Raw genomic sequence first — 14,512 nt, 5'->3', positions numbered from 1 at the left:
GCCCCACACCCCCACACCCGCACACCCGCACATCTCCGTTGGATCCAGAAGAAGAGAGCCGACCGATGAAGATCAGCTATCGCAGCACCAGTACAGGAAGGCGCCGGACGTCGACTGCCGTCGCACTGGGGGCCGTGCTCGCTCTGACCGCCACAGCCTGCGGCGACGACGGCAGCGGCGGGGGCGACGGAGCCGAGGGCAGCGGCACCGGAAAGATCGTCTTCTGGGACAACAACGGCGGTGTGCGCACCGACATATGGAAGGAGATCATCGCCGATTTCGAGAAGGCGAACCCGGACATCAAGGTCGAGTACGTCGGGATCCCCTCCACCGACGTTCAGTCCAAGTACGACACCGCCATCCAGGGCGGCGGTCTGCCGGACGTCGGCGGCGTCGGCGCGGCCATGCTCGCGGGCATCGCGGCGCAGAACGCGCTGGAGCCGCTGGAGAGCCGCCTGGCCAAGTCCTCCCTCGACGGCAAGCTCAACGAGGGCATGGTCGAGTCGGTCAAGGTGGCCGGCGGCTCCGACGACAACATGTTCACGATCCCGACCTCCGCGAACAACGGCACCCTCTACTACCGCACCGATCTGTTCGACAAGGCGGGTCTGGACGCGCCCACCACCTGGGACGCGTTCTACGAGGCCGCCGCGAAGCTCACCGCCGTCAAGAAGAACGAGTTCGGTTACACCATCCGCGGCGGCGCGGGCTCCATCGCGCAGGCGCTGGACGCCATGTACGGGCAGTCCGGCATCACGTCCTTCTGGGACGCCGGCGGGGAGAAGACCACCCTCAACGACCCGAAGAACGTCGAAGCGCTGGAGAAGTACGCCGGCCTGTACAAGAAGTACACGCCGGCCGCCGACCTCAACAACGACTTCACCAAGATGGTCTCCCAGTGGGACTCCGGCACGATCGGGATGCTCAACCACAACCTGGGCTCCTACCAGGACCACGTGAAGGCACTCGGCACCGACAAGTTCGCGGGCATTCCACAGCCCACCGGCCCCGGTGGCAAGCGCGTTCAGGTCTCCAACCCCGTCGACGGTCTCGGCCTGTTCAAGAGCTCCAAGAACAAGGAGGCCGCCTGGAAGTTCATCGAGTTCGCCGCCTCGCACGAGTCCAACTCCAAGTGGAACGAGTCGGCCGGCGCCATCCCGTCCCACACGGAGGCCGCCAAGGACGCCTGGATCTCCAAGGCCGAGCCGACCAAGCTCGCCGCCGAGGCCCTCAACGACGGCTCCACCACCATCGTCCAGTTGCCGTATTACCTGCCGGACTGGAACACCATCTCCAAGGCCGACAACGAGGCCGGCTTCCAGAAGGTCCTGCTCGGCGACATGAGCGCCAAGGACTTCCTGGACAAGATGGCCGAGCAGCTCAACGAGGCCCAGAAGGAATGGGACGAGCAGAAGGCCTGACCCCGGCCCGCTGATCCTCACCCCCACCGAAGAGGGCCGGCGGCGGACACCAGTCGCGTCCCGCCGCCGGCCTCCACCCCCGTCTCGCGCTCCCCGCACCTGCAGTTCCCGGAGTGCCTGGAGTACCCGAAACAAGAGGCACTGCCGAAAGAACCCCCGAACCCCGCCCCGAAAGGCACCCCCCCATGTCTCTCACCCGCAGACAGGTTGCCGCCGCCGCGGCGCTCATCGCCGCCGTCCCCGTCGCCGCCGCTTCCCCCGCGCACGCCACGGGCTCCTCCTCCAGCGGTGCCCGTCGCACCGGCACCCTCTACATCGCCGGCGACTCCACCGCCGCCCAGAAGTACGCCGACGCCGCGCCCGAGACCGGGTGGGGCATGGCACTGCCGTTCTTCCTGCAAGCGCCCCTGAAGGTTTCCAACCACGCGGTGAACGGCCGCAGTTCGAAGAGCTTCATCGACGAGGGCCGCCTCGACGCCATTCTCAGGGCCATCCGGCCCGGCGACCTCCTGCTGATCCAGTTCGGCCACAACGACGCCAAGTCCGAGGACCCCACTCGCTACACCGAGCCGTGGACGACGTACCAGGCCCACCTGCGGCGGTACATCTCCGGGGCCCGGTCACGCGGCGCACGCGCGGTGCTGGCCACCTCCGTGGAACGCCGCAAGTTCGACGCGAAGGGCACCGCCGTGACGACCCACGGCGAGTACCCCGCGGCGATGCGGGCGCTCGCCGAGGCGGAGGGCGTGCCCCTGCTCGACGTCCAGGCCCTCTCGATCGCGCTGTGGCAGGAGCTCGGGGTCGAGGAGACGAAGAAGTACTTCAACTGGACCGCGACCGAGCAGGACAACACGCACTTCAACCCGCCCGGCGCGATCGCCGTGGCGCGGCTGGCGGTGCGGGAACTGCTGCGCACCCGGGTACTGGCGGCGCGGGACGTGCGCCGACTGGACGACGACATCCCCGAGTCCTGGATCACCTGGCCCCGAGCCACTGCCTGACCCGCCCCCGTTCCCGTACAAGGAGAGCCGCACCATGAACGCACAGTGGTGGCATGGGCATGCCACAGTAAGGGCCGCCGCGGTCGTCGGATGCACCGCCCTGGTGCTGTCCCTGACCGCCGGTACCACCGCCCAGGCGGGTGGCCGGGATCTCGGCCGCGAGGTACTCCCCGCGAAGGACGGCTGGGCCTCACAGGGCACGGGCACGACGGGTGGCTCGGCAGCCGACGCCGCACACGTCTACACCGTGACCACCTGGGAGCAGTTCAAGGCCGCCCTCAAGGCCGGCGGTGACGCCCCGAAGATCATCAAGGTCAAGGGGATGATCGACGCCGTGGCCCAGGGCTGCGAGGCCTTCGAGGCCGAGGGCTACGACTTCCAGCAGTACCTCGCCGACTACGACCCCGCCGTCTGGGGCCTCGACACCCCGGTCAGCGGGGAGCAGGAGGACCTGCGGGACGCGTCCGCGGACAACCAGGGCGAGGCCATCAAGGTGAGCGTCCCCGCCAACACCACCATCGTCGGCGTCGGGAAGAACTCCGGGATCCTCGGCGGCAGCCTGCAGATCAAGGGCGTGGACAACGTCATCCTGCGCAACCTCACCATCGAGGCCCCGATCGACTGCTTCCCGCAGTGGGACCCGACCGACGGCCCCACCGGAGCCTGGAACTCCGAGTACGACGGCCTCGTCGTCTACGGCTCCACCCATGTGTGGATCGACCACAACACGCTCACCGACGGCCGCTACCCCGACAGCTCCCTACCGGAGTACTTCGGCGAGATCTACCAGCAGCACGACGGGCTGGCCGACATCGTGCGCGGCTCCAACTACGTGACCGTGTCCTGGAACTCGTTCGAGAACCACGACAAGACCATGCTGATCGGCAACAGCGACAGCGCCGCCGCGGACGACGCCGGCAAGCTCAAGGTCACCCTGCACCACAACCGCTTCAAGGGCATCGTGGAGCGGGCCCCGCGCGTGCGGTTCGGGCAGGTCGACTCGTACAACAACCACTTCGTGGTGACCAAGGACCAGCCGTACGTCTACAGCTTCGGCATCGGCATCGAGTCGCGGCTCTACGCCACGCACAACGCCTTCACGCTCCCGAAGGGCGTCAGCGCGGCCCTGACGCTGAAGAAGTGGAAGGAGGCGCCGCTGACCGCCGAGAACAACTATGTCAACGGCAGGCGCACCGACCTGATCGCCGTGCACAACGCGGAGATCCCCGAGGAGACCCTGCAGTCAGGAGCCGGCTGGAAGCCGACCCTGCGCACCCAGGTCAACCCGCCGCAGGCGATCCCGCGACTCGTCGACCGCGGCGCGGGCGCCGGCCGCCTGCGCTGACCCGAGCGCCCCCGGCGCCGCTTGCCCCGGGCCGGGGCGCATCCGCCGCCCCGGCCCCGCCACCCCCCACGGCGAGGAAGAACCCGACACCCGCAACCCACTCGCACGGCGAAGGAACGCCCACATGGCCTCACCCCGCAGCCTTCCACTTCCCCCGTCCAGAAGGAACTTCCTGCTGTCGGCCGCCGGTGCCGGCGCCGCACTCGGCCTCGCGCAGGCCCCCGCGCGAGCCGCCGCGGCGCCCCGCCCGTTCGCCCGCTACGGCTCCCCGTCCGCACGCCTGAACGCCAGGACCCTCTACGTCGACCCGTTCGGCCGGGGTGACTTCACCTCCGTCCAGGCCGCGGTGACCGCCGTCGGCGGCAGCGGCTGGACCCTCGTCATCGCGCCGGGCACCTACCGGGAGACGGTCTCCGTGGAGCGCTCCCGCACGGAGATGACCTGGCTCGGCGCCGGGCGCGGCCCGCGCGACGTCGTCATCGTCTACGACAACGCGGCCGGTACCCCGAAGCCGGACGGCTCGGGCACCTACGGAACGACCGGCTCGGCCACCACCACCGTCCGGGGCGACGGCTTCACCGCCCACCGGATCACCTTCGCCAACGACTTCCTGCGCACCGACCACCCCGAGATCACCGGCACCCAGGCCGTCGCCATCAAGGTGCAGGGCGACCGCTCGGCCTTTCACCACTGCCGTTTCCTCGGCTGGCAGGACACCCTGTACGCCGACTCCAACGCGGCGAGCCTCGTCGCCCGCCAGTTCTTCTCGCACTGCTATGCCGAGGGCGACGTCGACTTCGTCTTCGGCCGGGCCGCTGCCGTCTTCGAGCACTGCCACTTCCGCACCCTGAACCGCACCGACGCGTCGGGTGCCCCGTACGGCTTCGTCTTCGCGCCCTCCACGGAGAGCGCCAACCCGCACGGCTACCTCGTGACGCGCAGCCACATCAGCAGCGAGGCCCCGGACGGCTACTACAAGCTGGCCCGCCCCTGGGTGCCCACCTCCAGCACCACCGTCCGCCCGATGCTCACGGTGCGCAACACCTGGCTGGGCCCGGGCATCGACGCGGTCGCGCCCTACGCCAACATGCGGGACGCCCACCCCTGGCAGGACCAGCGCTTCGCCGAGTACGACAACACCGGCCCGGGCGCCGTCGTCACCGTCCCGGAGAACCGGCCCCAGCTCACCGACGAGCAGGCCGAGTCGGCGACCCCTGCCACCTGGCTCGGCGACTGGCGGCCACCGGGGGCGTGCTGACATGCGCCGACACGCTCCATTGCGCGCCGGTGCCGCCGCCATCCTCCTCGTCGAGGTGGGTCCGCTCCGGCCGACGGCTCCACCGGTCGCCGCGGTCGGCCGCTTCCCCGTCGGCCGGGCCTCGACCGGCTCCGGCGCCACCGGCGGGGCGGGCGGCCGGACCTGGACCGTGGACACTCGCGCCGAACGCAAGGGGTCCTGGTACAATGGCCGGCCCGCCCGGCTGAACGCCGTGACGGACCGACTCGGCCTCGGGAACGATGTCGGCTGGGACCTCGCCGACGTGTACGACCCCCGCGTCCTGACCTCCGCGGCGGCCATCGAGCGGTGCGTACTGCGGCACGCCGGATCCGGGAGGCCGCATGGACGCCCGTGACGCGCTGGGGCGACGGACGTTCGTGGTCGGGGCGGGGACCGCGCTGCTGGGCGGGGGAGCGGTGAGCGGGGTGGAGGCGGCGGTCGTGGACGGCCCGCTGCCCGACTTCCACCCGGCGCTGAAGGACGCCCTGACCTTCCCGCTGGCCTGGGGCCGGTCCCCGGCCCGGGACTTCCGTGCCTGGCGGCGCGCCGCCCGGGCCACGGTCGAGGAGCACCTGCTCGTCGAGCGGCAGGACGGGACGCCGTACGCACCGGAGTTCACCGGCCGTTCCCGGACGCGGGATTACACCCGCGAGCTGGTGACCGTCTCCCTCACCCGCTACGAACGGGTCCGCGGCGCCCTGCTCACCCCGCACGGCCACGGGCCCTTCCCCGCCGTGCTGCTCCTGCACGACCACGGCGCCCGGTTCGACATCGGCAAGGAGAAATTCGTCCGGCCCTGGTACGACGACACGCGTCTCGCCTCCGCACAGGCGTGGGCCGGCAAGCACTTCAGCGGCCGGTTCGTCGGCGACGAACTCGCCCGGCGCGGCTATGTCGTGCTGTGCCTGGACGCGCTCGGCTGGGGCGACCGCGGCCCGCTCACCTACGAGCAGCAGCAGGCCCTCGCCGCCAACTTCTACAACCTCGGCTCCTCGCTCGCCGGGCTCATGGCCCGGGAGGACCAGCGGGCCGCCGCCTTCCTGGCCACACTCGACCGGGTGGACGCCCGGCGGGTCGCGGCCGTCGGCTTCTCCATGGGCGCCTACCGCGCCTGGCAGACCGCCGCCCTCAGCGACCACATCGCGGCCGCCGCGAGCGTGTGCTGGATGACCGGTCTGAAGGAGATGATGGTGCCCGGCAACAACACGCTGCGCGGGCAGTCGGCGTACTACATGCTCCACCCGGGTCTCGCCCGGCACCTCGACATCCCCGACGTCGCGAGCATCGCCGCGCCCCGGCCGATGCTGTTCCTCAACGGCGGGCTCGACACGCTGTTCCCGGCCGAGGGCGTACGGGTCGCGTACGACAAGCTGCGTGCCGTCTGGCGGTCACGGCACGCCGAGGAGCGGATACGGACGAAGACGTGGCCGGAGCTCGGCCACGTCTTCACCCGCGAGATGCAGGACGAGGTCTTCAGCTGGCTCGACGACGTCCTGTGAGGCTCATCGCCGTACCGGCTTGATGCCCTCCAGGGTCGGCACCACCGGCTTGATGCCGCCGTCGGCCGCGAACTCCATGCGGTCGATGGTGGTCTCCCGGTGCGTGCCGTCGCCGCCGGGCCTGCCGGGGCCGTTGAGGGCGAAGCGGTGGTAGACCATGTACCAGTCGTCGGTGCCCGGGGTGTTCACCACCGAGTGGTGACCGGTGCCGAGGATGCCGTACTCGGGCCGCTTCTCGAGGATGGTCCCGCGCTTGGTCCACGGGCCGAGCGGGGACGGGCCCGTCGCGTACGCCACGTGGTAGTTCTCGCTGCGGGTGTCGTCCTCCGACCACATGAAGTAGTACGTGCCCTTCCGCTTGATCACGAAGGCGCCCTCGCGGAAGTTGTCCGGGGTGATGTCCTTCACCTTCGACGCGTCGAACGACACCATGTCGTCGTTCAGCGGGACGACGTACCCGTGCCCGTTGCCCCAGTACAGGTACGACTGACCGTCGTCGTCCGTGAAGACCGACGGGTCGATCATCTGGCCCTTGAACGCTCCGCCCTTGGCGACCAGCGGCTTGCCGAGCGCGTCCTTGAAGGGGCCGGCGGGGGAGTCCGCCACCGCCACGCCGACCTGCTGCTCGGCGCAGAAGTAGAAGTAGTACTTGCCGTCGCGCTCGGCGATCGCGGGCGCCCAGGCGTTCTTGTCGGCCCAGGTCACATCCGGCCCGAGGTCGAGGATGACGCCGTGGTCCTTCCAGTTGACCAGGTCCTTCGACGAGTACGCCTTGAACTTGGTGCCGCTCCAGCCCGGGAAGCCGTCCGTCGTCGGGTAGATCCAGTATCTGCCGTTCATGTACCGCACGTCCGGGTCGGCGTTGAGGCCGGGCAGGAGCGGGCTGCGGGTACGGACCGCCTCGACCGTCCAGGTGCGCTTGGTGCCGTCGGCCGCCGTGACCGTGTACTTCTGCGGCTTGCGGAAGTCGCGCCGGGTGCCGGACTTCGGGCTGAGCGCGGCGCCCTCACCGACCCACAGCTTCGGGGCGAGGCCGCGCAGATCGGCGTTCGGTTCCATCGGCAGCACGACCTTCGAGGCGCTGTCCGTGACGATGGAGTAGCCCTTCTGGTGCTTCGCCGTCGCGTCCACCACCGAGGCGGGCGTGGCCGGGTACGCGGTCAGCAGGCGGTCGTACTCCTTCTGTGTCACCGGCAGGACCGTGCCGTGCCGGGGGCTCGCCGGGAGCTGGTAGTCGGCGGACGGGGTCCACTTGCCCGAGGCGAGGTCGGTGGTCTCGAACGGGATGTAGCCGCGGCCGCCGTACTCGTCGCTGAACAGGTACCACTTCTTCTCGGTGTTCGACTTGAACACCGTCGGGCCCTCACCGCGGTCCATCGCGCCCTTGCCGATGCAGTCGGCCACGAACTCGTACTTCGTCGAGGTCAGGGACGTCGACTTCTCACCGGTGATGAACTTCGAGCAGGGGCTGGACGAGCTGGGGTCCCGCTCGTCCTTGGTGTAGCGGTAGTACTCGTCCTTGTACTTCACGACCGTGGAGTCGATCACCGAGTAACCGGGGTCGTTCCAGATCTTCGGCTCGCTGAAGGTCCGGAAGTCCTTGGTCGTCGCGTACATCATCTTGTTGTACGTGCTGCCCTTGTGCTCCGGGTCGTCGTCGGCGTACAGCTTCGACGCCCAGAAGACGACGTACTCACCGAGCTCGTCGTCCCAGTAGGCCTCCGGGGCCCAGGTGTTGCCCGCGTTGTCCGGGGAGACCTTCACCAGGCGCTGGTCGGTCCAGTTGACCAGGTCGGTGGACTCCCAGACCATGATCGACTTGCTGCCGTGCCGCTGCACCTGGTCCCAGCTGCCGCTGGAGTTCTGGTACATCCGCAGGTCGGTGGCGATCAGGAAGAACTTGTCGCCCTTGGGGGAGCGGATCACGAACGGGTCGCGCAGGCCCTTCTCGCCGATCGTCGACGTCAGGACCGGCTTGCCGGCGTTCAGTTCTCGCCAGTGCAGCGCGTCGTTGCCCCGGCTGAGGGCGTAACGGATCTGCTCGCCGTCGGCGGTGCCCTCGCCCGTGAAGTAGGCGAAGAGATAGCCGGCGTACTTGCTGTTCTTCACGGGTGGGGCTCCGGGGTCTGCGGTGCTGGGCGGTGCCGTGAGGAGGGTCAGGAGGAGGCCGGTCAGGGCCAGGAACGGAAGCAGGAGCGTGCGGGCGATGCGGGGGCGCATGACACTTCCTGTCGGAGTGTGGGGGATTCTGTTGGATAGCGGCCCTCGGAGTTTCACCGGAGGGACGCAGGGCGTCAACGGGTGAGCGTGCGGCCGTCGGCTCCGAAACTTTCGAAACGGCGGGGGCTGCGGGCACATGACGCGGCAACCCTTTCCGGCGCGGCGGCGACTGGTGGACGGGAAACGGGCCGGAGCGGGCCCCGGTGACCCGTTTCCGTCCCCGGTCCCCCAGGAAAGGAACGCTCCGTGCCGCCGAGCGCCGGACGCCATCGCAGCACCCGTACGCTCTCCATCGCCGCGGCCGTGGCCTGTGCCGCCGGGGCCGGCGGCGTCTACCTCGGGCTGACGACCGGCGGCGCACGGGCCGCCTCGACGACGGTCACCGTCTCCACCGCGGCCCAGCTCGAAGAGGCCGTGCGGAACGCCACCGCAGGCACCGTGATCCAGGTCCGCGGCGGCACCTACCACCCGTCCGCCACCCTGGAGTCCAGCGCGAACGGCACCCCTTCCGCGCGCATCACCCTGCGGGCGTACGGCGGGGAGAAGGTGCGGATCGACGGGTCCGCACTGCCCGCAGGCTCCTGGCTGGCCGGGATCGCCGGTGACCACTGGACCGTCCAGGACCTGGCCTTCGTCAACTCCCCGGCCCAGGGATTCGTCGCGACGTCCTCGGCCGGCGGAATCTTCAGAAACCTGGTCACCGCGGACAACGGCGACTCCGGCTTCACCCTGCGCGGCGACGGCACCACCGGCAACCTCGTGCAGAACCTGGACAGCCACGGCAACTACGACCCGGCCGGCCACGGCCGGAACGCCGACGGCATCGCGGTCAAGTTCGGTTCCGGGACCGGGAACAGGATCACCGGGGCACGGCTCTACCACAACTCCGACGACGGCATCGGTCTGTGGCAGTTCTCCTCGAAGGTGACCATCGAGCACTCCTGGGCCTTCGGCAACGGCGAGAACCGCTGGAAGGACACGGACTTCAAGGGCAACGGCAACGGCTTCGAGCTGGGCGGCGGGGGCGCGTCCGCCGCCCACTCCGTCACCGGCAACGCGGCCTGGGCCAACACGCGGCACGGCTTCACCGCGAACTCCAGCACCGGCGCCGTCGCCCTGAACCGCAACACCGCGTACGCCAACGCCGGGAACGGCTTCTCCTTCGCCTCCGGCACGGCCCGCCTCGGCGGGAACCTCGCCGTCGGCGACAAGGGCGGAGCGGCGAAACTCGGCCCCTCGGCGGTCTCCGTCGGCAACACCTGGGACAGCGGCACCGCCACCCCGTCCTTCCGTTCGACGGACGCGGCCGGCGCGTACGGAGCCCGCCGGGCGGACGGATCCCTGCCCAGGACGGCGTTCCTGACGACCGGCTCCGCGACCGTCGGCTCGGCGATGGACTGAGAGCCCGCAAGGCGACGCCCCCGTCGGTGCGAAGCGACGGGGGCGTCCTGCCGACCGGCCGAGGGGGGCTCGGCCGGTGCCGTCCGGCCGTCCGGAGGGGGGCTCCGGAGGGCCGAGGTGCCGGGACGTCCGGCTGGGGGGCCGGACACCCGGCGTTCCGGCCGGCCCAAGGGGGGACGAGGGCCGGCCGGAGTCACAGGGGGGCAGCGCCTACTGGTAGCTGATGTCGGAGGCCTTGAACTTGCAGCTCTTGCCGTCCGGGCCCGGCGGCTTCAGCTCCTTGGGCTCCTTGCCCGTGTTGTTGCCCTCGAAGCGCACACACGTCTTGATCTTCTTCTTGCTGTCGCCGTGGATGCGGATCTTCGACAGCGTCGCCGTGTCGCCGTAGTTGGCGTTCACGCCGACGATCGAGTTCATGGGCGCCGTCACGTCGATGTCGTTGAGCACGATCGTGCGCTTGTGCTGGGTCTTGCAGTTGCCGCAGGAGCGCACCAGCTTCCCGGCGTTCTGCACCTGGAAGCCCGACACGTTCAGCGTGCCGGCGCCGTTGAACTGGAGCACCTTGTCGTCGGCGTTCTTCGCGCCGCCGCCGATCACCTTGTACACGGCCGACGACGACTTGCCCTTGAAGCTGGCCGCGTCCTCGCCGACGTCCGTCCACCACACGTTCTGGAGCGTGCAGCTGCCCTTGCAGTGCACGCCGTCGGCGGCCGGGGTGCCGATAATGACGTTCTTGAGAACCGCGCCGTCGGCCAGCTCGAAGATGGGGTCCTGGCCCTCGTCCTGGCTGTCGCCGCCGAGCGCGCCGGTGCCGTAGAACATCTTCATCCCGCCGTCGCGGACACCGGAGACCGGGATGGTCTTCGACACGGGCGTCTTGCCCTTGTCCGTGGGCCAGGAGGACGCGGCGCCCGCCGTCGACAGCATCGACGTGGTGACGATCGCCGCTCCCGTGATGCCGAACGCCGATAATGCGGCGATCATGGCCCGCCGCCCGGTGACCCGGCGGCGATGGCGGACGCGCTGTTCTGCTGGTGCAGTCATGTACCGATTCCTCAATGGGTGGTGACTCTTGCGCCTGGTGGTCGCCACCGGTGAGGGAAGGGTTGCCGTGCCTTCAAGAATTTTTCACGAGTCGTCGTCGGTGTCGTCCACGGCCGCGAAACCGCCGCCCACGGACAGCCGCTCCGCACCGGCGGCGGCCGTCACCGTGTACCGGTCGGCGCCGGCGTCACGGCCGCCGCGCTCGTGGTCGAACTGGCCCGCGAACACCCACTCGCCCGCCGGGACCGTGCGGCCCTCCTTCAGCGTCCAGGTGTAGAGAAGGAAGCCGTCCCGCTCGCCGACCGTGAGCGTGAAGTCCTGCTCGGGCAGCGACCGCCAGGCGCCCGCGTCGGAGACCCCGCCGGTCTGGGCGACGCTCAACCGCACGGTCAGCGCGGTCAGTTCCTCGCGCGTCTTGATCGTGATGTTGCTCTGCGCCCAGAAGTCGTTGCTGTGCGGGTCGACCGAGCCGTCCGACCACAGCGGCCCGTCCTCCGTGGCGGCGGGCGGCCGCCCGGTGACGGAGGTGCTCGGTGTCCGCGAGGGCGGCGGAGTGGACTCGCGGCGCTCCGGCGGGGCGGACGGCGTGGGATCCACCGGCGGCGCGGGGGCCCGGCTCGTCGCCTCCGGCGAGGGCGTGGGCCTGGGTGACGTCGCCACGTCCTGCGGCGGCGGGGCGGTCTCCTCCCTCACCGCGGACGCGACGGCGTAACCGCCCACCGCCAGCACACCCGCCACCGCGGCCGTGGCACCGGCCACCCGCATCCACCCGAACACCGGCGGACGCGTCGCCCGGTGGCCGGAAACGGCCGGACCGACCATGCCGCGCTCGACCCGGGCCAGCATGCGCTCCCGGTCGGGCTCGTGTGCCCCGGCCTCCTCGTGCAGCCGGGCGCGCACCTCCTCGTGCACGTCACGCCGCATGCTCATCGGTCCCTCCCTCCGCCCTCGCCGGTGCGCACGCCTTCCACGGCGGGCGAGCAGCGCGGAGCGCCCAGCGCCGCGTGCATCCGCTGCGGCACACCCCGCGTCCCCAGCAACCGCTGGAGTTCGGCCATCCCCTTCGAGGTCTGGCTCTTCACCGTACCCACCGACACCCCGAGCGCCAGCGCGGTGTCCTTCTCCGACAGGTCGAACGCGTGCCGCAGCACCACACAGGCCCGCTTGCGGAACGGCAGCCTGCGCAACGCCTCCTGTACGTCGACCACGCCCGCGATGTCCGGGTTCTCGGTGTTCTCCTCGCGCTGCGACCAGAACAGGGCGATGCGCCGCCGCTCGCGCACCGCACTGCGGATGCGGGTACGGGCCAGGTTGGCGACCACGCCGCGCGCGTACGCCGCCGGATGGTCGGCCGCGCGCACCCGGTCCCAGCGGTGCCACAGCGCCAGCAACGCGTCCGCCGCCAGGTCGTCGGCGGTGTCCGTCTCACCCGTCAGCAGGTAGGCGAGACGCGACAGTTCGGCGTAGTGGCGCTCGAAGAAGGCGTGGAACTCCACGGAGGCGGCGTCGTCGACGACTGTGCCCACGGGCGACCTCTCCTCGCAGCGGCTTCGGGCACTCCGGGCCGGGGTGCCCATATGTGTCATGTAGATGACATGTGATCATCCGGGGGAGGTCCGGACGAGATCGGGAAGCGTAGCAGCGTTCTCAGGATGGTTCGTACGGAGCTTCGAACGGCGTATGGCAGGCCGGACTCTGATTCCGTAACACGAAGAAAACCTGAATGTGGTTCAACGCGGGGACAATCCAGCCAGCATCCGCACACCGATCACCCAGGCACCGAGGAGCACCCGTCATGTCCGAATCGCAGAAGGTGGCCGACCGGCCCGACGCCGCACCACCAGCGGTGAACAGCGTCGACCGGTTCTTCAAGATCTCCGAGCGGGGCTCCACCTTCGGCCGGGAGATCCGCGGCGGCTTCGCCACGTTCTTCACGATGGCCTACATCCTTGTCCTGAATCCCATCATCCTGGGCAGCGCGAAGGACAAGTTCGGGCACCAGTTGGACGCCGTCCAACTCACCACCGCCACCGCCCTGGTGGCCGCCGTCATGACGATCATCATGGGTGTGGGCGGCAACCTGCCCCTCGCGCTGGCCGCCGGACTCGGCCTGAACGCCGTGGTCGCCTTCCAGATCGCCCCGCTGATGAGCTGGGACGACGCGATGGGCCTGATCGTCCTCGAAGGCCTGCTGATCTGCGTGCTGGTGGTGACCGGGCTGCGCGAGGCCGTCATGCACGCGATACCCCAGCCGCTCAAGCAGGCGATCAGCGTCGGCATCGGCCTGTTCATCGCCTTCATCGGATTCGTCGACGCCGGGTTCGTCAGCCGCATCCCGGACGCCGCGAACACCACCGTGCCCGTCCAGCTCGGCGGCACCGGCACCCTCGCCGGCTGGCCGATGCTCGTCTTCTGCCTCGGCGTCCTGCTGACGATCGGACTCCTCGCCCGCAAGGTCAAGGGCGCCATCCTGATCAGCATCGTCACCATGACCGCGCTGGCGATCGTGATCAACTCCCTGGCCGACATCAAGTCCTGGGGTCTGACCACACCCTCGTGGCCGGACCGGCTCGTCGACGCCCCCGACTTCGGACTCCTCGGCGACTTCGACCTGTTCGGCGCGTTCAGCGCCCCCGGCGTCGGCGTCATCACCGTCGTCCTGCTGATCTTCACTCTGATCCTGTCCGACTTCTTCGACACCATGGGCACGGTCGTCGGCATCAGCGCCGAGGCCGGGCTGCTCGACGAGGACGGCAAGGTCCCGAACCTCGGCCGGGTGCTGCTCATCGACGGTGCCGCCGCGGTCGCCGGCGGTGCGGCCTCCGCCTCCTCGGCGACCTCCTACATCGAGTCCGCCGCCGGTGTCGGCGAGGGCTCGCGCACCGGCTTCTCCAACCTCGTCACCGGCGGCCTGTTCGGCCTCGCGCTGTTCCTGACCCCGTTGCTCACCATCGTCCCGCTCCAGGCGGCCGCCCCCGCCCTGGTCGCCGTCGGCTTCCTGATGATGACCCAGGTCAGGCACATCGACTGGGACCGCTACGACATCGCCATCCCCGCGTTCCTGACCATCGCCGTGATGCCCTTCACCTACTCCATCACCAACGGCATCGGGGCCGGCTTCCTCGCCTACGTCGTCATCAAGACCGTCCTGGGCAAGGCCAAGGAGGTCCACTGGCTGCTCTGGGGGACCTCGGCGCTGTTCCTCGTGTACTTCGCGATCGACCCGATCGAGCAGCTCCTCGGAGCGAAGTGACGCCGGGCGCGCGCTGACACGAGGACGGGCCGCCCCCGGGGGGAGGGGG

Annotated in this window: 12 protein-coding genes; 8 read left to right on the top strand and 4 right to left on the bottom strand. The window is 70.0% G+C overall.

All coding sequences use genetic code 11. The annotated features are described in order from the left end of the window. The first annotated feature begins 65 nt into the window (after window positions 1–65). From ACFY9S_RS13405 to ACFY9S_RS13380, 6 genes are all read left to right on the top strand, one after another. A complete protein-coding gene (locus ACFY9S_RS13405) occupies window positions 66–1,421 on the top strand; it encodes an extracellular solute-binding protein (RefSeq protein WP_391126896.1) in 1,356 nt (451 codons plus the stop codon). A 185-nt stretch (window positions 1,422–1,606) separates the two neighbouring features. After that, entirely contained in the window at window positions 1,607–2,422 is an 816-nt protein-coding gene (locus ACFY9S_RS13400; protein WP_391126893.1) for a GDSL-type esterase/lipase family protein, read from the top strand. 34 nt (window positions 2,423–2,456) lie between these two features. After that, the gene (locus ACFY9S_RS13395) at window positions 2,457–3,767 is read left to right on the top strand and encodes a polysaccharide lyase family 1 protein (protein ID WP_391126890.1); all 1,311 of its coding nucleotides are present in this window, start codon (window positions 2,457–2,459) and stop codon (window positions 3,765–3,767) included. Between the two features lie 124 nt (window positions 3,768–3,891). Continuing rightward, a complete protein-coding gene (locus ACFY9S_RS13390; protein ID WP_391126887.1) occupies window positions 3,892–5,025 on the top strand; it encodes a pectinesterase family protein in 1,134 nt (377 codons plus the stop codon). Window position 5,026: 1 nt separating this feature from the next. Further along, a complete protein-coding gene (locus ACFY9S_RS13385; protein ID WP_391126884.1) occupies window positions 5,027–5,401 on the top strand; it encodes a hypothetical protein in 375 nt (124 codons plus the stop codon). Continuing rightward, on the top strand, window positions 5,388–6,545 hold the full coding sequence (locus ACFY9S_RS13380; RefSeq protein WP_391126881.1) for a dienelactone hydrolase family protein: 1,158 nt from the start codon (window positions 5,388–5,390) through the stop codon (window positions 6,543–6,545). The genes ACFY9S_RS13385 and ACFY9S_RS13380 overlap by 14 nt, the downstream gene beginning before the upstream one ends. 3 nt (window positions 6,546–6,548) lie before the next feature. On the opposite strand, the gene ACFY9S_RS13375 is transcribed toward ACFY9S_RS13380, so the two are convergent. Beyond that, complete coding sequence (locus ACFY9S_RS13375) at window positions 6,549–8,765, bottom strand: family 43 glycosylhydrolase (RefSeq protein WP_391126878.1); 2,217 nt, start codon at window positions 8,763–8,765, stop codon at window positions 6,549–6,551. 246 nt (window positions 8,766–9,011) lie between these two features. Between ACFY9S_RS13375 and ACFY9S_RS13370 the strand changes: the two genes are divergently transcribed. Beyond that, on the top strand, window positions 9,012–10,166 hold the full coding sequence (locus tag ACFY9S_RS13370) for a right-handed parallel beta-helix repeat-containing protein (protein WP_391126875.1): 1,155 nt from the start codon (window positions 9,012–9,014) through the stop codon (window positions 10,164–10,166). Window positions 10,167–10,376: 210 nt separating this feature from the next. Here the strand turns inward: ACFY9S_RS13370 and ACFY9S_RS13365 are convergent, their stop codons facing one another. The 3 genes from ACFY9S_RS13365 to ACFY9S_RS13355 form a co-directional block, all read right to left on the bottom strand. Beyond that, window positions 10,377–11,210, bottom strand: coding sequence for a pectate lyase (locus ACFY9S_RS13365; RefSeq protein WP_391126872.1), 834 nt, complete (start codon window positions 11,208–11,210; stop codon window positions 10,377–10,379). A gap of 84 nt (window positions 11,211–11,294) precedes the next feature. Beyond that, window positions 11,295–12,140, bottom strand: coding sequence for a hypothetical protein (locus ACFY9S_RS13360; protein WP_391126869.1), 846 nt, complete (start codon window positions 12,138–12,140; stop codon window positions 11,295–11,297). Next, window positions 12,137–12,736 (bottom strand): SigE family RNA polymerase sigma factor, encoded by a 600-nt coding sequence (locus tag ACFY9S_RS13355; RefSeq protein ID WP_391126866.1) that lies wholly within the window; start codon window positions 12,734–12,736, stop codon window positions 12,137–12,139. Before ACFY9S_RS13355 ends, ACFY9S_RS13360 begins: the two co-directional genes overlap by 4 nt. A 269-nt stretch (window positions 12,737–13,005) precedes the next feature. Here ACFY9S_RS13355 and ACFY9S_RS13350 point away from each other — a divergent pair, with 269 nt between their 5' ends. Beyond that, complete coding sequence (locus ACFY9S_RS13350) at window positions 13,006–14,463, top strand: solute carrier family 23 protein (protein WP_391126863.1); 1,458 nt, start codon at window positions 13,006–13,008, stop codon at window positions 14,461–14,463. The last annotated feature ends 49 nt before the right edge of the window (window positions 14,464–14,512 follow it).

Origin of the sequence: Streptomyces sp. NPDC012474, from assembly GCF_042955185.1 — a bacterium.
Lineage (GTDB): Bacteria > Actinomycetota > Actinomycetes > Streptomycetales > Streptomycetaceae > Streptomyces > Streptomyces cahuitamycinicus.
Note: the sequence above shows the minus strand (reverse complement) of the source record. Positions and strands in the feature narration are given on the sequence as shown.

Bases quoted from the DNA above. Each gene is read 5' to 3' on its own strand.
- ACFY9S_RS13405 (WP_391126896.1), top strand. From the start codon at position 66: ATGAAGATCAGCTATCGCAGCACCAGTACAGGAAGGCGCCGGACGTCG.
- ACFY9S_RS13400 (WP_391126893.1), top strand. From the start codon at position 1,607: ATGTCTCTCACCCGCAGACAGGTTGCCGCCGCCGCGGCGCTCATCGCC.
- ACFY9S_RS13395 (WP_391126890.1), top strand. From the start codon at position 2,457: ATGAACGCACAGTGGTGGCATGGGCATGCCACAGTAAGGGCCGCCGCG.
- ACFY9S_RS13390 (WP_391126887.1), top strand. From the start codon at position 3,892: ATGGCCTCACCCCGCAGCCTTCCACTTCCCCCGTCCAGAAGGAACTTC.
- ACFY9S_RS13385 (WP_391126884.1), top strand. From the start codon at position 5,027: ATGCGCCGACACGCTCCATTGCGCGCCGGTGCCGCCGCCATCCTCCTC.
- ACFY9S_RS13380 (WP_391126881.1), top strand. From the start codon at position 5,388: ATGGACGCCCGTGACGCGCTGGGGCGACGGACGTTCGTGGTCGGGGCG.
- ACFY9S_RS13375 (WP_391126878.1), bottom strand. From the start codon at position 8,765: ATGCGCCCCCGCATCGCCCGCACGCTCCTGCTTCCGTTCCTGGCCCTG.
- ACFY9S_RS13365 (WP_391126872.1), bottom strand. From the start codon at position 11,210: ATGACTGCACCAGCAGAACAGCGCGTCCGCCATCGCCGCCGGGTCACC.
- ACFY9S_RS13360 (WP_391126869.1), bottom strand. From the start codon at position 12,140: ATGAGCATGCGGCGTGACGTGCACGAGGAGGTGCGCGCCCGGCTGCAC.
- ACFY9S_RS13350 (WP_391126863.1), top strand. From the start codon at position 13,006: ATGTCCGAATCGCAGAAGGTGGCCGACCGGCCCGACGCCGCACCACCA.